The organism is Acidovorax sp. MR-S7, assembly GCF_000400995.2.
GTDB lineage: Bacteria > Pseudomonadota > Gammaproteobacteria > Burkholderiales > Burkholderiaceae_C > MR-S7.
This window is the reverse complement of record NZ_DF238926.1, coordinates 13,049-34,271: the sequence shown is the minus strand read 5'-3', so window position 1 is coordinate 34,271 and position 21,223 is coordinate 13,049. Positions and strand designations below refer to the sequence as shown.

The window sequence follows — 21,223 nt, the reverse complement described above, 5'->3', positions numbered from 1 at the left end:
AAGGACCCGACATGCGCGTGGACATCTACCGCCGATCCGAAGCCGAGGGGCGTTATTCCCATCTGGCCGTGCCCGAGGGCAAGCCCATACCGCAGGAGGCCATCAATACCGATTGGAACTGCGAGCACCGCGCCGTGGAACGGGACGAAACCCAGGCGCACTGGAACGACCTTGGTATTCCCGAGCCCGGACGGCAGCTGCGCGACAAGGGCTATGCCATCACCAGCGTGACGGAGCAGCCGCGGCGCTGAGGCCAGGTGCAGCCGGCCAGGTGCGACCGGCGAGGTGCGGCCGGCGAGGTGCGGCCGGCGAGGTGCGGCCGGCAAGTTGTCACATGCGTGGCGCGCACGGCGACCGCGACCGCGCTAGGCTGTGCGTATGGAGACAAACCACAACATCCCCCCAACACACCCGCCTTACACGCCCCAGATACGCCGCTACCAGGATTGGCTGCTGGCGCAGCACGGCCTGCGCTTTGACGATTACGACGCGCTATGGCGCTGGTCCACCACCGATCTGGACGCCTTCTGGCAGAGCATCTGGGACTACTTCGACCTGCAGTCGCCCACGCCGCACCGCGCGGTACTCGCAAAGAACGTGATGCCCGGCGCGCAGTGGTTTCCCGGCGCGCAGGTGAACTACGCGCGCCAGGTGCTGCGCCATGTGAACGCCGCACAGGCCGCGGGCCAGCCGGCCCTCATCGGCCGCAACGAACGCGGCGAGCGCCGCGAGCTGTCCTGGCACGCGCTGCGCCGGCAGGTGGCGGCGCTGGCGCTGCACATGAGGGCCCAAGGCGTACGGCCCGGCGATCGCGTGGCAGCCTACCTGCCCAACATCCCCGAGACCATCGTCGCCTTCCTGGCCTGCGCCAGCATCGGCGCGGTGTGGAGCCTGTGCGCGCCCGACATGGGCACGCACGCGGTGCTGGACCGCTTCCGCCAGATCGCACCGACGGTGCTGTTGGCCGTGGATGGCGTCACCTATGGGGGGCGCGACCACGACCGTTGCGACGTGCTGGCGGAGCTGCGCGCGCAACTGCCCACGCTGCGCCACGTGGTGCTGGTGAACAACCTGGATGCTTCAAAAACAGTAGCTGATACCGCTTGCTACGCAAGCGTCATCGCCCGAAATGATGCAGAGACTGCGGCCTTTGAACCGGCGTGGCTGCCGTTCGACCACCCGCTGTGGATCGTCTATTCCAGCGGCACCACCGGCCTGCCCAAGCCCATCGTGCACGGCCATGGCGGCATGATGCTGGTGATGCTGCAGCTGGCGGTGCTGCACAACGACATCGGCTGCAGCTACGCGCCCAACTCCCTGGGCGAGCGCTACCACTGGTACAGCTCCACCGGCTGGATCATGTGGAACGCCCAGGTCGGCGGCCTGCTGGGCGGCACCACCTGCGTGCTGTACGACGGCAACCCCGGCGGCAGCAAGGAGCGGCCCGACTGGACAGTGCTGTGGCGCATGGCAGCCGAGGAGCGCGTGACCTTCTTCGGCGCTGGCGCCGCGTTCTACGGCCACTGCATGAAGGCCGGGATCACCCCTGCGGCCTGCGGCGATCTGTCGGCGATCCGTGTGCTGGGCAGCACTGGCTCGCCGCTGTCCGCCGAGGTGCAGCAGTGGGGCACCGACTTCTTTCGACAGGTGTCCGCCGGGGCCGCTGTCGCCGCAGCGCCGGGCCGCTCCAAGCAAGGCGCGGCTTCCCCAGGGGGCAGCGATCCCCACGCAGCGGCAAAGCGTGGGGGCGATATCTGGTGGTGCAACATCTCCGGCGGCACCGACTTCGCGGGCGCCTTCATCGGCGGCAATCGCGAGCTGCCGCAAACGCCCGGGCGCATGCAGTGCCGCATGCTGGGCGCGGCCGTCGAGGCCTGGGACGAGCAGGGCCGCCCGGTGCTGGACGCCGTGGGCGAGCTGGTGTGCACCCAGCCCATCCCGTCCATGCCCTTGTTCCTGTGGGGCGATGCCGATGGCGCGCGCTACCGCGCCAGCTACTTCGAGATGTACCCGCCCGGCCATGGCCGCAGGCCCGGCGGCGGGGATCTGGGGCCCGAGGCCGGGGCCGTCTGGCGCCACGGCGACTGGATCGAGATCGGCTCCAGCGCCCACCCCGGCTGCGTGATCTACGGCCGCAGCGACGCCACCATCAATCGTCACGGGTTGCGCATGGGCACGAGCGAGATCTACAGCGCCGTCGAGGCCCTGCCCGAGGTGCTTGACAGCCTGGTCGTGGACCTGGAATACCTGGGCCGCGCGAGCTACATGCCGCTGTTCGTCGTGCTGCGCAGCGGCGCCACGCTGGATGACGCGCTGCGCGAGCGCATCAACGCGGCCATCCGCAGCTCCTTGAGCCCGCGCTTCGTGCCCGACGAGATCATCCAGGTCGCCGAGGTGCCGCGCACCTTGAGCGGCAAGAAGCAGGAGCTGCCCATCAAGAAGCTGCTGCTGGGCCAGCCGATCGACAAGGTGGTCAATCGGGACGCGATGGCGAACCCTGGCTGCCTGCCCTGGTATGTGGAATTCGCGGCGCGGCGGCAGGCTGATGCTTCGTGAATGGGGGCTGCTTGTGCACGTCTGGCGAGCGTTTCAGAGTGTTTGTGTCGCCTCACGGCCGCTGGCGATTTCGCGCTGCCCCTGCTGCTGATGGCTGGCATGTGGATCCCATTCGCGATCGCCCATAGCAGACAGCTATAGCTATCGATTGGATCGCGACAGCATCTTCAATTGCCCCAAAACAGGTTGTCGGCGTCGAAATCCGCCTCTTCCTGCACCAGGGCCACGATGGCTTCGACGATGCGCCGGTCGTCGTCCGCGCGCCAGACGAGGTTGTAGGGTTGGCGTGGCAGTGGTGCGGCGCTCTCCAGCGGCACCAGCAAGCCGCGCTCCAGCAGCGGCTGCACGTAGCGGCGCGGCTGAAAGCTGATGCCGACACCGGCGATGGTCAGTGCGATGATCGCTGCACGGCTGTTGCACTGGATCGTCTTGCCGATGCGGATGCGGTGGGTGTTGGCCCAGCTCTCGAAAGCCACGGACAGGCCGGAGTCGTGGGGATTGTTGATGACCGGATGCGCCTCGAAATGCTCGGCCTGCAGCACGGTGCGGCGCGGCAGCCGCACGGGCGCGCTGGTCCAGATGAACTCGATGTCGGCCACGGCCCGGCCGCGCAGTTCCGGCCGATTCACCGCGCCCGCGAGGATCGCCACGTCGAGCTCGCCCCGAACCACGTCGTTCTCGATCAGGCGTGACAAACCCACCTGCGGCTCCAGCGTCAGCAGAGGGAAGTCGCGCTCCACCCGCGCCACCAGGGACGGGAACCACGTGGTCGCGGTCAGCTCGGTGATGCCGACGCGGCAAGCGCCCTGCAATTCGTCGCGGGATGGGCCCGAGTCGGCGCGGATGTCGCGCTCCAGATCGAGCATGGCCGCCGCCTTGTCCAGCAGTTTTTCCCCGGCCGCCGTGAGCATGGCGCGCCGCGCCGTGCGGTCGAACAGCTGCTGGCCGAGATCTGACTCCAGCTCGGCGATGCGCTTGGACAGCGAGGACTGTGTCACGTGCAGGCGTTGTGCAGCGATGGCGAAGGTGCCCAGCTTCGCCGCCCAGTAGAACGCTTCCAACTGCTTCAGTGTCATGTGGGGTGGCCTCGCGCTACAGCTCCAATGGCGGGGCAGGCCCGGCCATTCATTCGGCCACCGGCGGCGCCGCGAGCACGGCTCCTTTGGCCACGAGGCTGTCGATCTCGGCGTCCGAGTAACCCGCATCCCGCATCACGTTGATCGTATCCTGCCCCAATCGCGGCGCGTGGTGGCGCAGCCGGAACGGCTCGGCGAACTGCACAGGACTGCGCACCACTCGGTAGTCGCCTTCGGTCGGGTGCGTGGCGGGCTGGAACATGCCTACCGCCTGCAAATGCTCGTCTTGCAGGACGCCCTCCAGGTCGCGCACGGGCATGCAGGGGATGCTCACCCGGTTGCAGAAAGCCTCCCACTCGGCGTTGGTGAAGCGCGGCGCTTCTTTCTCGATCACGGCATAGAGTTCGTCGATGTGCTGCACCCGGTCCGCCAGCACGCGGAAGCGCTCGTCGTCCAGCAGTTCGGTGCGCCCGGTGAAGCGGAAGAAATCGGTCCAGTTGCTGTCGGAATACGGCAGGATACACATGAAGCCGTCGCGCGTGCGGTAGGGCTTGCGAAACTTGCTCATGACGCGCTTGAAACCGATCTCCCCAAGCGGCGGCTCGAAGGTGGCGGCGTGCAGGTGCTCGACCAGCGCGAACTCCGCCGAGGTTTCCAGCATCGGCACCTCGACCGCCTGGCCACCGCCGCCCTTGGCCTGTTGCAGCAATGCTGCGACCACCGCGTAGGCCACCGTGTGGCCGGTGATCTTGTCGCACAGCACGGTGGGCGCGAACATGGGCTGGCCGTGGACCTGGGCGAACAGCCCGGCAATGCCGGAGCCGGCCTGGATGACGTCGTCGTACGCCGCCCGGCCCGAGTACGGGCCCGCCGAGCCGAAACCCACCGCGGAGCAGTACACGATGTCGGGTTTGACGGCGCGCACCGCTTCGTAGCCCAGGCCCAGGCGGTCCGCCGCCTGCTGCCGCATGTTGTGGATGAAGGCGTTGGCGCCCTTCAGCAGGCGCTTGAGCACCTCCATGCCCTCGGGGGACTTCAGGTCCAGCGAGACGCTGCGCTTGTTGCGGTTCAGATTGATGAAGTAGCCCGCCATGCCTTCGTGGCGCAGCGGCTTGTAGTGGCGGGTCTGGTCGCCCGACGAGGTTTCGATCTTGATCACCTCGGCGCCCATGTCTGCCAGGATGCGGGTCGCGTAGGGCCCGAGGACGACCGTGGTCGCGTCGATGATGCGCACGCCCTGCAAGGGGCCGTTCTTGAAGGAGGAAGGGTCGGTCTTCATGGGGTCGGATGTCAAAGGGCCGTGAGCATGGGCCACAGGCTGTGCCCGTCGGCTGCGCAGACGCGCGTGCCGATCTGGTGGTTCCAATACGCCTCCGTGCCGAATTCGTCGCGCCAGGCCCAGAGGCGGCGCGTGAACTGGTGCAGCACATGCTCCTGCGTGAACCCCATGGCGCCGTGCACTTGGTGGATGAATGCGGCCACCTTGCCGGCAGCCTCGCCGCAGCGGGACTTGGCCACGGCGGCGGCGAACACGCCTTCGGGCGTCGGCGCCGACCGCCAATGGTCCACCGCCAGGCTGGCGGCATTGACGGCGGCGGAGACTTCCGCTGCGGCTTCCACCAACATGTCCTGCACGGGCGTGAAGCGCGAGATCGGCCGGCCGAACTGCTCCCGCTCCTGCGCGTATTGCAGCCCCAGCGCCAGGCAGCGCTGCATGGCACCCACCATCTGCACCGATCGCAGCACGGCACCCACGGCCTGAAGCGCGCGCGGATCGCGCACGTCCCATGGCTGGCAATAGTCTGTCGGGACCAGAACGCTGCCCAGGCTGAATGCGCATTGCGCCTCGAACGACAGGGCGCGCACCGAACGCGGCGCGAGCTTCTGCACGTCCAGCAGCACGAGCGCATGGGCATCGTCGCGCATATGGGCCTGCACCAGCAGCAGGGCGCCAGGCGCGTCGCCGAAAGTCACGGAACCTGTCTCGCCAGACAGGGAGGACTCGCCATCGAGCCGCAGCGCAGGCGCATGCGCCTGCGCGCCTACACCCAGGAGCACCGGCCGATCCGCCACCAAGTCCGGATCGCCCCCGACCGCCGTCCAGAGTCCGCGACCCGCCATGGTTTCGGCCAGCGGCAGCGGAACGCCCCAATGCCCGCTCAGGCGGACGACGTCGAACGCGGCGCTCGAAGGCAGGCCGACGCCGCCCTGCCCCTCCGCGACCAGTGCCGACGGCCAGCCGGCGTCCTCCATTTGCTGCCACAGGGTCGGCAGCCATTGGCCGGTGCTGGCCTGCTCCATGGCCTCGGGCGTCAGGAGCTCGCGGAACTGCCGCTCCGCCTGCTCGTTCACCATCGCCGTGAGTTCGTCTCGTTCGCTCATCGCAGCCCCATCCCTCGCGCGATCACGCCACGCAGAATTTCGCGCGTGCCACCGCGCAGGGTGAAGCTGGGCGCGGCCAGCGTCACGTGCCGCAGCGCGTCGGCGAAACGCTGCCCGGCCTCGCCCTGCTGGCCGGCCTCCACCAGCAAGCGGGCGATTTCTGGAATCTCGCGCTCGAAGCCCGTGCCTACGTGCTTCACCAGCGCTGCTTCCACCTGGGGGTTTGCGCCCCGCTCCAGCAGGCCGGCGATGCCGGTGGACATGCGCCGCAGCGTCGCTGCGTGCGCCACCAGGCGCCCGATCTGTACGGCCTGCTGTGCGTCGGGCCCGTGGCCGACGGCATCCACCAGGGCGGCCAGCAGTTGCCACGCGCTCAGGAACCGGTCCGGGCCGCTGCGTTCGTAGGCCAGCTCGGCGGTCACCATGCGCCAGCCGGAACCGGGCTCGCCGATCAGCATGTCGTCAGGAACGAAGTAGTCCTCGAAGTGCACCTCGTTGAATTCGTGGTGCCCCGACAGGTCCCGGATCGGCCGCACGGTGATGCCGGGCTGGCCGGTGGCCGTGATCATCTGCGTCAGCCCCTCGTGCTTGCCGGCGCCCGGCTCGGCTGTGCGCACCAGGGTGATGAGGTAATCCACCTGGTGGGCATTGGTCGTCCACACCTTGGTGCCATTGATGCGCCAGCCCCCCTCGACCCGGGTAGCCCTGGTGCGCACCGCGGCCAGGTCGGAGCCCGAGTCGGGCTCGCTCATGCCGATGCCGAAGGCGCACTCGCCGCGTGCGATGCGTGGAAGGATGTCCTGTTTGGCGCGCTCCGACCCATGCCGGAGAATCTGCGGGCCGGACTGCCGGTCGGCGATCCAGTGCGCGCCGCAAGGCGCACCAGCGGCCAGCATCTCCTCCACCACCACATAGCGCTCCAGCGCCGTGGCTTCCTGCCCGCCATAGGCGCGCGGCCAGGTCATGCCGATCAGACCCGCGATCCCGGCACGGCGGCTGAAGCCGCGGTCGAAGGTGGTCCACGTCACTTCCCAGGGCTTGAAGCTGCCCCGCTCCACCTCGGCGGCGAGAAATGCCCGCACCCGCTGCCGCGTGGGCTCGCAGACCGAGAGGTCCGGCGGTTGATTGAACTCGAACATCGCCTCTCCTCAACGGCCCGTGAACATGGGCTTGCGCTTTTCCAGGAACGCCCGTACCGCTTCGTCGTGGTCCGAGGTGTAGTGCGCCAGCGCCTGGTAGGCCGCCGCCATCTCCAGCGAAGAAGCCAGCGACACGGAGTCACTCTCGCGCAGCAGCCGCTTGGTGAGGCGCACCGTGCGCGACGGATTGGCGCTGATACGCGCCGCCAGATCGAGCGCCTGCGGCATCAGTTCCTCCGGTGGGATCACGCGCGAGACCAGCCCCAGCGCCAGCGCACGGGCGGCGTCGAAGGTGTCGCCGGTCAGCATCATTTCCATCGCCTTCGGCTGGCCGATGGTGCGCGCCAGCAGCCAGGCCCCGCCGTCGCCCGGCACGATGCCCAGCTTGACGAAACTGCTGGCGAAGGTGGCTCGCTCGGACGCGAGGCGAATGTCGCACATGCACGCCAGGTCCAGACCGGCGCCGATGGCCGGGCCGTTCACCGCGGCGATGGTCGGCACGTCCACTTCGTACAGCGCCAGCGGGATCTGCTGGATGCCGTTGCGGTAGGCGTCGCGGATGTCGGCGGGAGAGCCGGCGGAAAAGCCCTTCTTGTCCCGCATGTTCTTGAGATTGCCGCCGGCGGAAAAGGCCGAGCCCGCGCCGGTCAGCACCAGTGCCGTCACGCCCGGATCGCGCCGAATCTGCGCGCACAGCTCGACGAATTCGAGCATCTGGTGCTCCTCGGTCAGCGCGTTGCGCTCGTCGGGCCGATTCATGGTGGCCACCACTACCCCGTCCATCCTGTCGATGCTCAGAAATCCGCTCATTGACGCTCCTTGTTGTCTTATGGGGCGCAGTGTAGGAAGCCTGAATCAGTCTGAAAAGTGATATTTATGAATACTTTAAAAGTCGTTTTTTGAATAACCATCAGTGTCCCAAAACGACTGTCTTCTATTGAATAAATATCGCTTTCGCTACTTTTTGGATCGATTCAAGATTCGGCGCTCCTATGACAACTTCGGAGACATCGTGATGTTCAGCACTCCCATCCATCGCTCGATCCTCGCGGCCGCCGCGGCCCTTCTGGCCGGCCTCGCGGCCGCGCCGGCGCACGCCGCCTGGCCCTCGGACGCACCGATCAGCATCACCGTCGGGTTTGCCGCCGGCGGTACCACCGATGTGATGGTGCGCAACCTGGCGCCCTTCATCGCCAAGCATCTCGGCGACAACGCCTCCTTCGTCATTCAGAACCGGCCGGGAGCATCGGGAGAGATCGCCATCAATTCGGTGATGCGGGCCAAGCCGGACGGCTATTCCCTGGTGGTGGTCAATCTGCCGGGCTATTTTTTCGTACCGATGTACCGCAAGTCGTCGTACACAACCAAGGACCTGACCCTGGTCGCGCGCCTCGTCAGCGACCCCACGATCATGGTGACGCGCAAGGACAGCAAGCTGACCGACCTGCGGCAGGTCGTGAGCCAGCTGAAAACCGCTCCGTCGTCCTATTCGGCCGGTCACAACGGCCTGGGCACCAACGGACACTTGGCGATGGCCCAACTGGAAAACGCCGCCAGCGTGAAGTTCAACTCCATCCCGTTCAACGGCTCGGCGCAGCAGAAGGCCGCCCTCACGACCAGCACGCTCGACATCGCGTTCCTGGCCGCTTCGGAGGTGCCGGATCCCGAGAACGAAGCCACGCCCGTACGTCTGCTGGCCCAGTTCGCCAAGGACAAGGTACAGCGCATCGCCAGCACGCCGACCACGTTTGAGATGGGATTTCCGGTTGAGATGACGGCCGAGCGTGGCATCGCTGCGCCCAACGGCGTTCCGGCCGCGATTCGCGCCCGGCTCGAGAAAGCCATTGAAGCCGCCCTCAAGGATCCCGAGTATGTCAAGACGGCTCGCAACGATGCGCCTTTCCTGTCCTTCCTTGGTGGCGCCGAATGGGCCAAGGCAGTCGAACAGGCACAAAAATCTTACGAGCCGATCGCGCGAACGCTGCCCAAGGAATAAACGGAACTCATGGGTCGCGCTACGCTGGTATCGGCTCATATGCCGTTGCTTCGTACGCACGGACATCGGCCTGGCTATTGCCGCGCGCCGTGGGCATGGCCAAGGTCTCCGAAATGGCCTTCACCGGCGAGGCCATCAATGCGCTGGATGCGCTGGCCTGCGGGCCTGGTCAGCCGCGTGGTGCCCGCCGACCAGTTGCTGCCCACGGCCCGCGCGCTGGCCGAAAAAATCGCCGCCAACCCCGGCGCCGTGATGCGCATGACCAAGCGCCTGCTGCGCGAAGGGCAGCTCGCCACGCTGGAATCGCTGCTGGAGCTGTCCGCCGGCTACCAGGCCATCGCCCACAAGACGGCCGACCACCGCGAGGCCGTCACCGCCTTCATCGAAAAGCGCGCGCCACGCTTCCAGTGAGACACGGGAGGCCGGAGCGTTCGATAATCGCCCCATGGCATCACCCCACAAACGCTTCTCGATGATCCGCGAGTTCCACCTCGCAGACTGGTTCACGCTGGGCAACGCCGTGTGCGGCGTCGGGGCGCTGTTCTCGTCCATGACCTACCTGGAAACGGCGGACGTGCGCCACGTGTACTTCGCCTGCGCGCTGGTGCTGGCGGCGCTGGTGTTCGACGTGCTCGATGGCCGCGTCGCGCGCTGGCGGCAGAAAAGCTCGGCCATGGGGCGTGAGCTGGATTCGCTGGCCGACGTGATCTCCTTCGGCGTGGCGCCGGCCATCATCGCCTATGCCTGCGGCATGCAGGGGCTGTACGACCGCACCGTGCTCGCCTTCTTCGTGGCCTGCGGCGTGTCCCGCCTGGCGCGCTTCAACATCACGGCCGAGGCGATGGCGGAGGGGCCGTCGGGCAAGGTCAAGTATTTCGAAGGCACGCCCATTCCCACCTCCATCGTCCTTGTGGGCCTGCTGGCGCTGGCGGCCTCCATGGGCGCGGTGCGCGAGCACCTGTGGCTGGGCAAGGTGGTGATCGGCGGCTTCACGCTGCATCCGCTGGTGCTGCTGTTCGCGCTGTCGGGCTCGCTGATGATCAGCCGGATCCGCATTCCCAAGCTTTGACACGTCCTGATGCAGTGCCCCGTGCGGTGCGCTGTACACTTCGCGGCTTCCAGGAGCGGCGCCGCGCCGCGCCGTTTCCCCACCGCATTGCTTCATGGCCGTTGATACGGCGGGCCACGCCCGCACCCATCTAGACCTCAAGAGCGCCCAGTTGCCCGTGGTGGCCGTGATGCTCAAGACCACCGACGCCGCCGCCGCCGCCGCCGACTTGGCGGGCCGCGCCGCCGACGACCCCGACTTCTTCGACAACGACCCCGTCCTGATCGACCTGACCGCCGTGCGCGAGGAGGGTGGCACCATCGACTTCACCGCGCTCGTGCAGGCGCTGCGCATGCACCGCACGCAGCCCGTGGCCGTGCGGGGCGGCAGTCCCGCGCAGATGGAGGCGGCCCGCGCCGCGGGCTTGGCCGAGGCGCCCGAGGCGGCCCCCGCGCGCGCCCAGCCGCCGCGCGAGGGTGCCGTGCGCGAGGTGATCCGCGAGGTGGAGGTGGTGCGCGAGGTGCCGGTGGCTGCGCCCGCGCCGGCCACCGTGCTGGTGGACAAGCCGCTGCGCTCCGGCCAGCAGGTGTATGCGCGCGGCGCGGACCTGGTGGTGATGGCCGTGGTGAGCTTCGGCGCCGAGGTGATCGCCGACGGCAACATCCACGTCTACGCGCCGCTGCGCGGCCGTGCCATCGCCGGCGCGCGCGGTGACACCAGCGCCCGCATCTTCAGCACCTGCCTGGAGCCGCAGCTCGTGTCCGTGGCCGGCATCTACCGCACCACCGAGACCGAACTGCCCGACAACGTGCGCGGCAAGCCCGCGCAGGTGCGCCTGGAAGGCGAGAAGCTGCTCATCGAACCGCTTTGAAAAGAACCAACGCAAGGAAACCGCACACATGGCCAAAATCGTCGTCGTGACCTCCGGCAAGGGAGGCGTGGGCAAGACCACCACCAGTGCCGCCTTCGCATCGGGCCTGGCGCTCGCCGGCCACAAGACTGCTGTGATCGATTTCGACGTCGGCTTGCGCAACCTGGACCTCATCATGGGTTGCGAGCGCCGCGTGGTGTACGACCTCATCAACGTGATCCAGGGCGAGGCCAACCTGAACCAGGCCCTCATCAAGGACAAGCAGTGCGAGAACCTGTTCATCCTGGCCGCCAGCCAGACGCGCGACAAGGACGCGCTGACGCAGGAGGGCGTGGAAAAGGTGCTCAAGGACCTGGCCGAGATGGGCTTCGACTACATCGTCTGCGACTCGCCCGCCGGCATCGAGAGCGGTGCCCTCATGGCCATGCACTTCGCCGACGAGGCGCTGCTGGTCACGAACCCGGAAGTGTCCTCGGTGCGCGACTCCGACCGCATCCTGGGCATGCTCAGCAGCAAGACCAAGCGGGCCATCGAGGGCAAGGAGCCCGTCAAGGAGCACCTGCTCATCACGCGCTACAACCCCAACCGCGTGGAAGACGGCCAGATGCTGAGCCTGGAAGACATCCAGGACATCCTGCGGATCAAGCTCATCGGCGTGATTCCCGAGTCCGAAAGCGTGCTGCAGGCCTCGAACCAGGGCCTGCCCGCCATCCACCTGGCGGGCACCGACGTGTCGGAGGCCTACAAGGACGTGGTGGCGCGCTTCCAGGGCGAGGACAAGCCCCTGCGCTTCATCGAGGCGGTCAAGCCCGGCTTCTTCAAGCGCATCTTCGGCGGGAGGTAAGCGGCCATGTCCCTGCTGTCTTTCCTGCTCGGCGAGAAGAAGAAAACCGCCACGGTGGCCAAGGAGCGCCTGCAGATCATCCTGGCCCACGAGCGCAGCGGCCGCAACGCGGGCCAGCCCGACTACCTGCCCGCGCTGCAGCGTGAGCTGGTGGCGGTGATCTCGAAGTACGTGAAGATCAACGCCGAAGACCTCAAGGTGCACTTCGAGCGCCAGGACGACCTGGAAGTGCTCGAAGTGAAGATCGAGCTGCCCGAGGCGGTCAAGTAAAACTCCTCTGGACGGCGGTGGGGCCGGGCGCCAAGAATGGCGCTCCCAACCCCGGAGCAGACATGACCCTGACACGCCGCGCCTGCTGCGCGCTCGCCCTGGCGGGCCTGTGCGCCGCCCTGATGCCCCTATCCGCCCTGGCGCAAGAGCGCGTCGGCATCCTCATGCTGCACGGCAAGAGCCCGGGCAACCCGAACGACCCGAACTTCTCGCCGCTCAAGGCCCGCTTCGAGGGCGAGGGCTGGCTGGTGCGGCTGCCCGACATGCCGTGGTCGCGCACGCGCTACCTCGACGGCAACTGGGACCACGCCATGCAGGAGATCGCGGGCCACGTGCGTGCGCTGCGCGGGCAGGGCGCCACGCGCATCGTGCTCATGGGCCACAGCATGGGCGTGCCTGCCGCCATGGGCCATGCGGTTCGCGGCGGCGACGTGCAGGCGCTGGTGCTGCTGGCGCCCGGACATGTGCCGCTGCTGTACGACACCCTGCCGGGCCTGTCGGCCGTTCATGACAGCATCGTGAAGGCGCGCGAATTGGTGGCCGCAGGCAAGGGCGGCGAGCGCGAGCGCTTCATCGATATCAACCAGGGCCGCCAGCAGCCCTTGATCACCACGGCGGCCAACTTCCAGTCGTACTTCGACCCGGCGGGCGATGCCGAGATGTCCGTCACCGCACCGCGCTTGCCCGCCGGCCTGCCTGTCTTCACGGCCGTGGGCGAGAAAGACCCGCTGTTCGGCCGTATCCGTGCCTACCTGGTAGACAAGCTGCCCGCCAACTCCCGCAATCGCTACCTGGAAGTGCCTGGCGGCCACCTGGAAACGCCCCGCGCCGCCTACGACGCGATGGTGGAATGGATCAAGACCACCGTCGCGGCGCCATAACTACGGGTTCGGAGTCAGTAGCCCGTTTCCTGGACGTAGCTGCGGTTGGCCCGGTCCCAGGCGGCCTTGAATGCCGGCTGGGCCTTTTCCCACTTGAGCCGGCCCTCGGCATGCTCGGCGTCCCACCTGCGGGCCCATTCCGCGCGCGCGGCGTCCCAGTCGCTGCCGGCCGCACGGGCTTCCCAGCCCGCACGGTACGCGGGGGCGTAGTCCTCATAGGCGTAGTCCGGGGAGTAGTACGGCTCGCGCACATAGGCCTCGCGCCAGTGCGCTTCTTCCACCGTGGGGTTGACCGCCTCGGCCGCGCCCTTGCCGGCCAGCCCGCCGATCACCGCGCCGACGACGGCGCCTGCCGCCGCCCCGATGGGGCCGCCCAGCGCGCCGGCCGCTGCGCCTGTGACCGCGCCGCCGGCGGCGCCGATGCCCGTTCCGATGGGATGCGCTCCCGGCGCACCGGTGAGGGGATCGCGATTGAGAGTGTCCTTGGGGCTGTTCATGTGAGGCTCCTTGTGCGTTGACGTTGCGGGAAGCCTCCATTGAGCGGCCCGCCAGCCGCCCTGTCTGTAGGAGAAGCGAGCCTGGGCTTTTAGGACGCGGGCATGTCGGGCACTGCCGTGTCCGACAGCGTGCCCAGCGGGTGCTCGGTATAGAACATCCCGCCGTGGTAGAGCAGCGGCGCCGCACCGCCCAGGTGCGCGCAGCGCTCCACCAACCCCACGAAGATCGTGTGGTCGCCCTCCACGTACTGGCTGCGGTTGGCGCACTCGAACACCGCCGCTGCCCCTTCGAGCACCGGCGCGCCGTGCAGGCCCGCGCGGTGTGCGACGCCCGCCCAGCGGTCGATGCCGCGCGTGGCGAAGCGCTCGGCCAGTGCGCGCTGCTCCACCGTCAGCACGTTGATCGCGTAGTGCGTGGCGGTGGCGAACGCCTGCAGCGACGAGGCCTTGTGCGCCAGGCTCCACAGCACCAGCGGCGGGTCGAGCGAGACGGAATTGAACGAATTGGCCGTCATGCCCACCAGCTCACCGCCCACGCCGCGTGCGGTGACGATGGTCACGCCCGTGGCGAACATGCCCAGCGCGCTGCGAAATTCGCGCGAAGAGAAGGCGGTCGGGGGGGCGGTGTCAGGGCGGGGAGGCAGGCTGTTCACTGAGGCACGGAGCGCGGCGCGCTCCGGAGCGGGCGAAGGGAGGGCTATTATCGGCTGGCGGGCGCAAGCCTGCAGCGGCCCCGGCCGCACGGCCCCAGGCGCTTCCATGTCTCTTCTTCCCAGCTTTTCCCTTCTGGGCTCCGGCCCCACCGTTGTGCTGCTGCACGACGCCGACGGCGACCACCTCAGCTTCGCGCCCCAGCTCGAAACCCTGGCCTGCGCCGGCTACCGCGCCGTGGCCTGGGACATGCCGGGCTACGGCCGCAGCGCGCCGGTGGAGCCCTATGGCTTCAAGGGCCTGGCCCAGCGCTGCCTGCTGCTGCTCGACGCGCTGCAGTGCGGCTCGGTGACGCTCGTGGGCCATGGCCTGGGCGCCATGCTGGCACTGGAGGTGGCGCTGCGCGCGCCCGAGCGCGTGCAGCGCCTCGCGCTCTGCGCGGGCGGCCCGGCGCTGGATGCGGCCGCCACCGCCGCCTGGGTGGCGCCGCGCCTGGCAGCGCTGGGCGAAGGGCTGGACATGGCACGCATCGCCGAGCGCATCGTGCCGCGCGACGCCGGCCCGGCCGCGCTGCCCGAAGGGCTGCGGCTGGTGCACCACGCCATGGGCCGCGTGCACCCGGCCACCTACCGCCGCGCGCTGCAGGCGCTGCCGGAATTCGCGCGCGGTGCGTCCGCGCTGGCGCAATTGCATGTGCCCACGCTGCTGGTGGGCGGCGCTCTGGACCGCTGCACGCCGCCCGAGGCCCTGCTGGCCCTGGCCCACGTGCTGCCCGATGCGCGCGCTGTGATGCTGCCCGGCGTGGGTCATTGGCCGCAGCTCGAGAACCCCGAGGCCTTCGAGGGCGCGCTGCTGGACTTCCTGGCCCAGCCGGGGCGCGTGCTGCACTGATGAGGGGTCAAAACGGGCGCTAGCGCCCGTCCATCAAGCGCGAGCTGCTATCGAAAGAGGATTGGCGCCCTGGCGGGTCGCGCCTTCGCCCAGGAACCGGAAATCCATCGCCGGCCGCTCGCCGCTGATCAGCTCGGCTATGGCCTTGCCCGAGCCTGCGCCGTGCGTCCAGCCCAGCGTGCCGTGGCCCGCGTTCACCCACAGGCCGCCCAGGCGCGTGCGGCCGATGAAGGGGATGTTGGTGGGCGTGGCCGGGCGCAGGCCGGTCCAGTACTGCGGGTTGCCGCCTTCCTCGGGCGTGCGCGTGTCGCACACGCCGGGCAGGATCTGCTCGATGCGGCGCGACAGCATGTGGCAGCGCGCGCGGGCCAGGGGGCTGTCCAGCGACAGGTCCCAGCCGCCCAGCTCGATGGTGCCCGCCACGCGCAGGAAGTCGCCCAGGCGGCTCATGGCGATCTTCTTGCCGTCGTCGATGGTCGAGACCATGGGCGCGCCCTCGGGCTTCAGAAGAGGGAAGGTGGCGCTGTAGCCCTTGCCGGGGTAGATGGGCAGGTCGACGCCCACGGTGCGCAGCAGCGGCGCGCTGTAGCTGCCGCAGGCGACGACGACGGCGTCGGCCTTCAATATCTGGTCTTTTTGGCCTCCAGCGCTTGTCCCACGAGCGCGAACAGCTACCGATTCGATAGCATCCCCCATGCGGTTCAGGCGCAGCACGTCGTGGCCGTAGAGGAAGCGCACGCCGCGCTCGGCGCAGCGCTGCGCGAGCTGCTGGGTGAACACGCGCGCGTCGCCGCTCTCGTCGGTGCTGGTGTAGGTGCCGCCGGTGATGCGGTCGCCGTAGGCGCGGAATGCGGGTTCGATCTGGAGTAGCTCATCGCGGCTGACGATGCGCCGCTGCACGCCGAAGCGGCGCATCAGCTCCACGGCGTGGCCCGCGTCGTCGAACGATTTCTGGTCGGTGTAGAAATGGGCGATGCCGCGCTCCAGCCGGTGGTACTCGATGCCCGTGGCGCGCACCAGATCCTTGAGCGCGGCGTGGCTGTAGGCGCCCAGCGCCACGATCTGCTGCACGTTGCGCGCGAAGGCCGCATCGTTGCACTGTGCCAGGAACCGCAGGCACCAGCGCCACTGGTCCCAGTCCATCCGGGGGCGAAAGAGCAGCGGCGCTTCCTTGTCGAACATCCACTTGAGCGCCTTCCACGGCGCCGCGCGGTTGGCCCAGGGTTCGCAGTAGCTCACCGAGATCTGCGCCGCGTTGGCGAAGCTGGTCTCCAGCGCCGCGCCGGGCTGGCGGTCGATGACGGTGACTTCATGCCCGCGCTCGCGCAGATGCCAGGCGGTGGAAATGCCGATGATGCCGGCGCCCAGGACGATGGTGTTCATGGCGCGCAGTGTGCTGCGGGCCGTGCGGAAACAAAAGCGTAATTAACGTTCCTCCAAAAACATCAGTTGCGCTAATAATCCACGGCCATGAGCACCTTCGATCCCGCCGCTTTGGAATGCCTGGCCGCCATCGTCGAGGAGGGCGGCTTCGAGCGCGCCGCGCGGCGCCTGCACATCACCCAGTCCGCCGTGTCGCAGCGCCTGCGCGCGCTGGAGGCGCAGGTGGGCTCGGTGCTCATCGTGCGCAGCCGCCCGCTGCGGCCCACGAACGCGGGGCAGCTGCTGCTCAAGCACACCAAGCAGCTGCGCCTGCTGCGTGCCGACCTGGACCGCGACCTGCAAGACCTCGCGCCTAGCGCGCCCGGCGGCGTGCGCGAGGACGAGCGCATCGCCATCGCCATCAACGCCGACAGCATCGCCACCTGGGCGCTGGACGCGCTGGGCGATCTGGTGCGCCAGCGCCTGCCGCTGGAGATCATCGCGGACGACCAGGACTTCACCCAGGAATGGCTGCGCTCCGGCCAGGTGCTGGGCTGCGTGACCACGCTCAAGAACGCGCTGCGCGGCTGCCGCGTGGTGCCTCTGGGCGCCATGCGCTACGTGGCCGTGGCCGCGCCCGGGCTGGCGCGCCGCCACCTGCCGCAGGGGCTCACGGCGCACAACTTCCGCAGCGTCTCCTTCGTCTCCTTCAACCGCAAGGACGACATGCAGGCCGAATTCGTCATGCGCACCTTCGGCCTCAAGCGCGCGGCCCTCAGCCGCGTCTTCGTGCCCAGCTCCGAAGGCCAGGTGCGCGCCGTGGTGGCCGGCTGGGGCGTGAGCGTGGTGCCCGAACTGCTCGCGCGGCCGCTGCTGGCCGAGGGCCGGCTCGTCGACCTGGCGCCCGGGCACAGCCTGCCGGTGCAGCTCTACTGGCACTCGTGGAACCTGGAGTCGCAGGTGCTCGACGCGCTGGCCGACGCGCTCACCACCGCCGCCGCGCGGTCGCTATCCGGCTGAACTGTGGGGCTTCTGGGGTTATGCGCCCGCGGCTTAACATGCCCGCATGAACCTGCCGCAGCCGCCGCGCCCTTCCTTCAAGGCGCAAATGCACCAGGCGCGCGAGGACGCCATCGTCCAGGCCGCCAGCCGGCTGCTGGGCGAGAAAGGCTTCGAGTCCATGACCGTGGACGAGGTGGCCGCCGCCGTGGGCATCGCCAAGGCCAGCCTGTACAAGCACTTCGCCGGCAAGGACGACCTGTGCACCGCCGCCATGCTGCGCGCGGTGGAGCGCCTGCAGCGCTTCGTGGCCGAGATGCCCGCCGGCCTGAGCGCCATGGAGCGCCTGCGCGCGCTGCTGCGCTGCCTGCTGGAGTTGCAGCTCGGCGACGAAACCCCGCTGCTGCCCGGCCGCAACTCCGCCCTGGCCCAGGCGCTGCGCGACTGCGCGCCCTACCAGGCGGCCATGCGCGAGGTGCACGCCCGCGCGCTCGGCTGGATCGCCGAGGCCCAGGCCGCGGGCCATCTGCGGTGTGACCTGCCGGCCGAGGTGGCGCTGTGCGTGCTGCTGGCGCGCTCGGCCGACCCGCTGCCAAGCCTGCTGCGCGAGCGCGGCCACGCGGATGCGCAGATCATCGACTGGGCCATGGACACCTGCCTGCAGGGCCTGGCCACCGCTCAGTGCGGCTTGCTCACCAGCAGATAGCAGCCTTCGCCGGGCGCCAGCACCAGTCCGGCCGTGCAGCGCGGCGTGTCCATGGGCGCCCGGTCGGTGTGCGCCGGCGTGAGGGTGATGCCCGTGATGCGCAGCGGCTGGCCGGTGGCGTTGCCCACCTCGTACTGGTACATGAAGTCGGCGAAAGGGGTGTCCAGCGCGACGTGGTAGGGGATGTCCGCCGACCCTCCGGCAGGGTTGTCCAGCAGCACGTCGCCCATCGCCAGGGGCAGCGCCTGCGCCCGCTCGCTCCAGCCCGCCGCCAGCAGCAGCGCGGCGGCCAGCAGCCCCGGCCCGGCCAGCGCCAGGCAGGTCAGGCGTCCGCGCGCCGCGCGCCAGGCCAGCGGCGCCAGCAGCAGCGAAAGCAGCAGCACGCCCCATTGCGTCAGCGTGGGTACCGGTTGGGCCGCGCCGGCCAGGGCGTAGGTGATGGTGCCTACCGGGGGCTGCGCCTGGGCCCAGGCGGCGGGCGCGCAGCAAGCGGTGGCGGCCAGCAGGGCGGCTGCGGAGCGAAGGGGGTAGAGAGTCCGTTTCATGGCAGGTTCTTGGCAGATGGGAAATCAGTGAAAAAGGCCGCTGGCGCTTGCTGCGAAAGCACGGCCAGCTATCAAAAACAAAGCAGGAAAGAGCGCGCGGGGCCTCACCGCATCAGCGTGAAGCAGACGCTCACACCCTGGCCAGGCACGGACGGCTCCTTCAAGGCCACCATCAGGTCGATGGCGTGGCCGCGCTGGACGGTGGCCGCCAGGGGGCGGCCCGTGGTGCCGTTGCGCACATCCAGCACAACGGTGGAGTCGAGGCCGCCCGGCGGCGTGCCGAACACGATGAAGTAGGCGGGGTTGCCGGTCGTGTTGTCATAGGCGGGGTTCACGGTGTAGTCCGCACCGCTGATCAGTGTGGCTATGCCCCAGGTGTTGCCGGTAGGGTCGTCCTGCACCGAAAAGCAGCCGTGCCGCATGAAGGTCACGCCAGCCACGGCGCCTTGCGGCCCGGCGGGACCGGTATCGCCCTTGGGGCCGGCGGGGCCTTGCGGGCCGGGGTCGCCCTGGGGTCCAGCGGGCCCCGCAGGGCCGGCGGCACCGGCAGGGCCTTGCAGGCCGTTCGCGCCGGCGGCACCGGCAGGGCCTTGCGCGCCCGTTGCACCCGTTGCGCCCGTGGCGCCGGTATCGCCCTTCGGCCCCGCGGGCCCCACCGGCCCGGCCGGATCTACCGACAGCACGCCCTGCGCGTCCGCCCGCACGAAGCCCGCGGCGCCGAGCTGGGGCATGGCGATCTTGCCGTCGTTGCCAAAGCCGGCGATGGCCTGCCCGGTGGTGTGGGACTGGATGTGTACGCCACTCGCGCCCGACAGGGTGACTTGCGCTTGCGCGGCACTGGCCGCCATCAGGGCAGCGCACAGGAGATGCAGTTGGTTTGGCATGGATCGCTCACGGATGAATGCAGAGGTACTTGCACCGCCAGCCCAGCAGGCCCGTCAGCGCGGACAGCAGCAGCAGGCTCCAGGCACCCAGCGAGGGCACCGGCACGGCGCCCGGCGCGGGAGCCAGCGCAAACCAGCCCGGCGCGTTGCCGCCTCCGGGGCCGTTCTGGCCGGTGGGAGCCAGCCGTTGGCCGCGCGAGGCGTCCACGCCCGACACGCTCACGGCGCCGATCTGCTGCACGCCGCCAGGCAGCAGCGTGAGAAATGCGGCGCCGCCTTGGCCCCATAGCGTCACGTTGCCCAGCGTGAGCGTGCCGGTCACCTGTTGTTCGCTGCCTGCGGCCAGGTGCAGCGTCTGCCCCGCCTGCGCAGCGCTCAGGGTGTCGAAGGTGGTGCTGCCGGTGATGTCTGTGGCGTTGCCAATGCTGCAGCGGCCCACCAGGGCCACGGTGCTGCTTGCGCCGGTGAAGCCGCTCGGGCCGGCTGCGTTGTGCCATCCCGCACCCACCTCGATGCGCGCGCCTGCTGCTGCGATGGAGCCCGCCGCGCCAATGCGCACGCGGCCCACGCCGGTGAAGGTGGCGCCCGCAGCGTCCAGGGGGCCATTCACCTCCAGGTCATCGCAGGCCAGGTCGATCGTGCCGTGGTACGCCCCACCCCCGGAGCCCACGGTGAACGCCGCTGCCTGCGCGCCTGCCGCGCCGGCCATCAGCAGCGCGGCCAGGCTGGCGCGTAAACGTGAATTACTCCGTTTTTGATAGCTATATGTGCTTTCCAGGAAAGCGCTGGCGAGGAATTTGGCTTGCATGGTCTTACTTGTTGACGCAGGTGATGTAGAGGGTGCCCGTGGCGCCTTGCCAGTCGCCAGAGGCCGGCGGGGCGAACTTGGCTATCCAGCCGTAGTAGGTCTTGGGAGCGGTGAAACCATCCACATAGGTGGGCGCGCACGTGACCAGTCGGGCGTCATGGTTGTTCGTCGTACAGCCGCCGGCAATGGCTTGCTTGCCAGCGGGGCATTTGGCGTAGATGTTCATGTACGCGCCTGCCAGCTTGGGGGCTTCGATCTCATACTCCATCACCTCCAGGCCCGAGAAGCCCGCCGGGCCTTGCGGGCCGGTCTCGCCCGTATCGCCTTTGTCGCCCTTGGGTCCCTGGCCTCCTGTGGCGCCGGTTTCGCCCCTGGCGCCTTGTGGCCCCGTGGCACCGGCAGGGCCTGTCGGCCCCGTGGCTCCCGCAAGCCCTTGCGGCCCTGCCGGGCCTTGCGCGCCCGCCGCGCCCTGGGCTCCTGGCGCCCCCGCGGGCCCCTGCGGCCCCACGGGCCCATGCGGATCGGCGGACAGCACGCCCTGCGCATCGGCCCGCACGAAGCCCGCCGCACCCAGCGCGGGAATGGCGACTGTGCCGTCGTTGCCGAAGCGGGTCACGGCCTGCCCCGAGGGGGCCTGGACGACCACGCCGCCAGCGCCCGAGAGCGTGACCTGGGCGTGGGCGGTGCTGCCCAGCAAGGCGGCGGCGAGGCTGATGAAGACCAGGAAGGGGTGCATACGGGGGCACGCGGGGGTTGTCATGGAAAGGGGTAAAGGGGGCGTCCGCCGCACCGTCATTGCGTATGAAAAATGCCTCCA

Annotated in this window: 23 protein-coding genes and 1 pseudogene; 12 read left to right on the top strand and 12 right to left on the bottom strand. The window is 69.1% G+C overall.

The genetic code is table 11. The annotated features are described in order from the left end of the window. The first annotated feature begins 11 nt into the window (after positions 1-11). Positions 12-251 (top strand): DUF6139 family protein, encoded by a 240-nt coding sequence (locus AVS7_RS11855; protein WP_012655189.1) that lies wholly within the window; start codon positions 12-14, stop codon positions 249-251. A 127-nt stretch (positions 252-378) separates the two neighbouring features. After that, positions 379-2,556: an acetoacetate--CoA ligase gene (locus tag AVS7_RS11850; protein ID WP_020228610.1), complete on the top strand. Its 2,178-nt coding sequence runs from the start codon at positions 379-381 to the stop codon at positions 2,554-2,556. Between the two features lie 167 nt (positions 2,557-2,723). Here the strand turns inward: AVS7_RS11850 and AVS7_RS11845 are convergent, their stop codons facing one another. From AVS7_RS11845 to AVS7_RS11825, 5 genes are read right to left on the bottom strand one after another with little or no spacing between them, the layout of a single operon-like run. Next, on the bottom strand, positions 2,724-3,632 hold the full coding sequence (locus AVS7_RS11845; RefSeq protein ID WP_020228609.1) for a LysR family transcriptional regulator: 909 nt from the start codon (positions 3,630-3,632) through the stop codon (positions 2,724-2,726). A gap of 49 nt (positions 3,633-3,681) precedes the next feature. Beyond that, the gene (locus tag AVS7_RS11840; RefSeq protein WP_020228608.1) at positions 3,682-4,911 is read right to left on the bottom strand and encodes a CaiB/BaiF CoA-transferase family protein; all 1,230 of its coding nucleotides are present in this window, start codon (positions 4,909-4,911) and stop codon (positions 3,682-3,684) included. 11 nt (positions 4,912-4,922) lie between these two features. Then, complete coding sequence (locus tag AVS7_RS11835; RefSeq protein ID WP_024001446.1) at positions 4,923-6,014, bottom strand: acyl-CoA dehydrogenase family protein; 1,092 nt, start codon at positions 6,012-6,014, stop codon at positions 4,923-4,925. Further along, positions 6,011-7,153 (bottom strand): acyl-CoA dehydrogenase family protein, encoded by a 1,143-nt coding sequence (locus tag AVS7_RS11830; protein ID WP_020228606.1) that lies wholly within the window; start codon positions 7,151-7,153, stop codon positions 6,011-6,013. Before AVS7_RS11830 ends, AVS7_RS11835 begins: the two co-directional genes overlap by 4 nt. Before the next feature lie 9 nt (positions 7,154-7,162). Further along, positions 7,163-7,963, bottom strand: a complete 801-nt coding sequence (locus AVS7_RS11825) for a crotonase/enoyl-CoA hydratase family protein (protein WP_024001445.1) — start codon at positions 7,961-7,963, stop codon at positions 7,163-7,165. A gap of 103 nt (positions 7,964-8,066) precedes the next feature. Between AVS7_RS11825 and AVS7_RS11820 the strand changes: the two genes are divergently transcribed. The 7 genes and pseudogenes from AVS7_RS11820 to AVS7_RS11790 all read left to right on the top strand — a co-directional run bounded on the left by AVS7_RS11820 (position 8,067) and on the right by AVS7_RS11790 (position 13,063). Then, positions 8,067-9,149 carry a tripartite tricarboxylate transporter substrate binding protein gene (locus AVS7_RS11820; protein WP_234450011.1) on the top strand — a complete coding sequence of 361 codons (1,083 nt, stop codon included), beginning with the start codon at positions 8,067-8,069 and terminating at the stop codon, positions 9,147-9,149. Between the two features lie 68 nt (positions 9,150-9,217). Further along, a pseudogene (locus tag AVS7_RS11815) lies at positions 9,218-9,560 on the top strand (enoyl-CoA hydratase-related protein); the annotation flags it as partial. Between the two features lie 34 nt (positions 9,561-9,594). Then, a complete protein-coding gene (gene pssA / locus AVS7_RS11810) occupies positions 9,595-10,218 on the top strand; it encodes a CDP-diacylglycerol--serine O-phosphatidyltransferase (protein ID WP_034690770.1) in 624 nt (207 codons plus the stop codon). A gap of 94 nt (positions 10,219-10,312) precedes the next feature. Further along, positions 10,313-11,068, top strand: coding sequence for a septum site-determining protein MinC (minC, locus tag AVS7_RS11805; RefSeq protein WP_024001443.1), 756 nt, complete (start codon positions 10,313-10,315; stop codon positions 11,066-11,068). Positions 11,069-11,096: 28 nt separating this feature from the next. Further along, the gene (gene minD / locus AVS7_RS11800; RefSeq protein WP_020228600.1) at positions 11,097-11,912 is read left to right on the top strand and encodes a septum site-determining protein MinD; all 816 of its coding nucleotides are present in this window, start codon (positions 11,097-11,099) and stop codon (positions 11,910-11,912) included. Between the two features lie 6 nt (positions 11,913-11,918). Next, positions 11,919-12,182: a cell division topological specificity factor MinE gene (gene minE / locus AVS7_RS11795; RefSeq protein WP_020228599.1), complete on the top strand. Its 264-nt coding sequence runs from the start codon at positions 11,919-11,921 to the stop codon at positions 12,180-12,182. A 62-nt stretch (positions 12,183-12,244) separates the two neighbouring features. Next, entirely contained in the window at positions 12,245-13,063 is an 819-nt protein-coding gene (locus AVS7_RS11790; protein WP_020228598.1) for an alpha/beta fold hydrolase, read from the top strand. Positions 13,064-13,077: 14 nt separating this feature from the next. Here the strand turns inward: AVS7_RS11790 and AVS7_RS11785 are convergent, their stop codons facing one another. Next, positions 13,078-13,560 (bottom strand): hypothetical protein, encoded by a 483-nt coding sequence (locus AVS7_RS11785; protein WP_020228597.1) that lies wholly within the window; start codon positions 13,558-13,560, stop codon positions 13,078-13,080. A gap of 89 nt (positions 13,561-13,649) precedes the next feature. Further along, positions 13,650-14,135, bottom strand: a complete 486-nt coding sequence (locus AVS7_RS11780) for a flavin reductase family protein (protein WP_369799102.1) — start codon at positions 14,133-14,135, stop codon at positions 13,650-13,652. Positions 14,136-14,319: 184 nt separating this feature from the next. Here AVS7_RS11780 and AVS7_RS11775 point away from each other — a divergent pair, with 184 nt between their 5' ends. After that, complete coding sequence (locus AVS7_RS11775) at positions 14,320-15,102, top strand: alpha/beta fold hydrolase (protein ID WP_020228595.1); 783 nt, start codon at positions 14,320-14,322, stop codon at positions 15,100-15,102. Between the two features lie 33 nt (positions 15,103-15,135). Here the strand turns inward: AVS7_RS11775 and AVS7_RS11770 are convergent, their stop codons facing one another. Next, positions 15,136-16,485, bottom strand: a complete 1,350-nt coding sequence (locus tag AVS7_RS11770) for a D-amino acid dehydrogenase (protein ID WP_020228594.1) — start codon at positions 16,483-16,485, stop codon at positions 15,136-15,138. A gap of 87 nt (positions 16,486-16,572) precedes the next feature. Between AVS7_RS11770 and AVS7_RS11765 the strand changes: the two genes are divergently transcribed. Continuing rightward, entirely contained in the window at positions 16,573-17,484 is a 912-nt protein-coding gene (locus AVS7_RS11765; protein ID WP_020228593.1) for a LysR family transcriptional regulator ArgP, read from the top strand. A 46-nt stretch (positions 17,485-17,530) separates the two neighbouring features. Next, on the top strand, positions 17,531-18,169 hold the full coding sequence (locus tag AVS7_RS11760; RefSeq protein WP_020228592.1) for a TetR/AcrR family transcriptional regulator: 639 nt from the start codon (positions 17,531-17,533) through the stop codon (positions 18,167-18,169). On the opposite strand, the gene AVS7_RS11755 is transcribed toward AVS7_RS11760, so the two are convergent. The 4 genes from AVS7_RS11755 to AVS7_RS25385 form a co-directional block, all read right to left on the bottom strand. Further along, positions 18,142-18,714 carry a midcut-by-XrtH protein gene (locus tag AVS7_RS11755; protein ID WP_020228591.1) on the bottom strand — a complete coding sequence of 191 codons (573 nt, stop codon included), beginning with the start codon at positions 18,712-18,714 and terminating at the stop codon, positions 18,142-18,144. The two genes, AVS7_RS11760 and AVS7_RS11755, sit on opposite strands and share 28 nt — an antisense overlap. 104 nt (positions 18,715-18,818) lie before the next feature. Continuing rightward, positions 18,819-19,598 (bottom strand): hypothetical protein, encoded by a 780-nt coding sequence (locus AVS7_RS23335; protein ID WP_082176476.1) that lies wholly within the window; start codon positions 19,596-19,598, stop codon positions 18,819-18,821. 7 nt (positions 19,599-19,605) lie between these two features. Then, positions 19,606-20,406 carry a hypothetical protein gene (locus tag AVS7_RS11745; RefSeq protein ID WP_024001438.1) on the bottom strand — a complete coding sequence of 267 codons (801 nt, stop codon included), beginning with the start codon at positions 20,404-20,406 and terminating at the stop codon, positions 19,606-19,608. A gap of 4 nt (positions 20,407-20,410) precedes the next feature. Continuing rightward, positions 20,411-21,166, bottom strand: a complete 756-nt coding sequence (locus tag AVS7_RS25385) for a hypothetical protein (RefSeq protein ID WP_304438833.1) — start codon at positions 21,164-21,166, stop codon at positions 20,411-20,413. Between the last annotated feature and the right edge of the window lie 57 nt (positions 21,167-21,223).

Bases quoted from the DNA above. Each gene is read 5' to 3' on its own strand.
- AVS7_RS11790 (WP_020228598.1), top strand. From the start codon at position 12,245: ATGACCCTGACACGCCGCGCCTGCTGCGCGCTCGCCCTGGCGGGCCTG.
- AVS7_RS11830 (WP_020228606.1), bottom strand. From the start codon at position 7,153: ATGTTCGAGTTCAATCAACCGCCGGACCTCTCGGTCTGCGAGCCCACG.
- AVS7_RS11850 (WP_020228610.1), top strand. From the start codon at position 379: ATGGAGACAAACCACAACATCCCCCCAACACACCCGCCTTACACGCCC.
- AVS7_RS11745 (WP_024001438.1), bottom strand. From the start codon at position 20,406: ATGCAAGCCAAATTCCTCGCCAGCGCTTTCCTGGAAAGCACATATAGC.
- AVS7_RS11825 (WP_024001445.1), bottom strand. From the start codon at position 7,963: ATGAGCGGATTTCTGAGCATCGACAGGATGGACGGGGTAGTGGTGGCC.
- AVS7_RS11785 (WP_020228597.1), bottom strand. From the start codon at position 13,560: ATGAACAGCCCCAAGGACACTCTCAATCGCGATCCCCTCACCGGTGCG.
- AVS7_RS11770 (WP_020228594.1), bottom strand. From the start codon at position 16,485: ATGAACACCATCGTCCTGGGCGCCGGCATCATCGGCATTTCCACCGCC.
- AVS7_RS11755 (WP_020228591.1), bottom strand. From the start codon at position 18,714: ATGAAACGGACTCTCTACCCCCTTCGCTCCGCAGCCGCCCTGCTGGCC.
- AVS7_RS11780 (WP_369799102.1), bottom strand. From the start codon at position 14,135: ATGTTCGCCACGGGCGTGACCATCGTCACCGCACGCGGCGTGGGCGGT.
- minC (WP_024001443.1), top strand. From the start codon at position 10,313: ATGGCCGTTGATACGGCGGGCCACGCCCGCACCCATCTAGACCTCAAG.
- AVS7_RS11775 (WP_020228595.1), top strand. From the start codon at position 14,320: ATGTCTCTTCTTCCCAGCTTTTCCCTTCTGGGCTCCGGCCCCACCGTT.
- AVS7_RS11835 (WP_024001446.1), bottom strand. From the start codon at position 6,014: ATGAGCGAACGAGACGAACTCACGGCGATGGTGAACGAGCAGGCGGAG.
- AVS7_RS11845 (WP_020228609.1), bottom strand. From the start codon at position 3,632: ATGACACTGAAGCAGTTGGAAGCGTTCTACTGGGCGGCGAAGCTGGGC.
- pssA (WP_034690770.1), top strand. From the start codon at position 9,595: ATGGCATCACCCCACAAACGCTTCTCGATGATCCGCGAGTTCCACCTC.
- AVS7_RS11760 (WP_020228592.1), top strand. From the start codon at position 17,531: ATGAACCTGCCGCAGCCGCCGCGCCCTTCCTTCAAGGCGCAAATGCAC.
- minD (WP_020228600.1), top strand. From the start codon at position 11,097: ATGGCCAAAATCGTCGTCGTGACCTCCGGCAAGGGAGGCGTGGGCAAG.
- minE (WP_020228599.1), top strand. From the start codon at position 11,919: ATGTCCCTGCTGTCTTTCCTGCTCGGCGAGAAGAAGAAAACCGCCACG.
- AVS7_RS25385 (WP_304438833.1), bottom strand. From the start codon at position 21,166: ATGACAACCCCCGCGTGCCCCCGTATGCACCCCTTCCTGGTCTTCATC.
- AVS7_RS11855 (WP_012655189.1), top strand. From the start codon at position 12: ATGCGCGTGGACATCTACCGCCGATCCGAAGCCGAGGGGCGTTATTCC.
- AVS7_RS11840 (WP_020228608.1), bottom strand. From the start codon at position 4,911: ATGAAGACCGACCCTTCCTCCTTCAAGAACGGCCCCTTGCAGGGCGTG.
- AVS7_RS23335 (WP_082176476.1), bottom strand. From the start codon at position 19,598: ATGCCAAACCAACTGCATCTCCTGTGCGCTGCCCTGATGGCGGCCAGT.
- AVS7_RS11765 (WP_020228593.1), top strand. From the start codon at position 16,573: ATGAGCACCTTCGATCCCGCCGCTTTGGAATGCCTGGCCGCCATCGTC.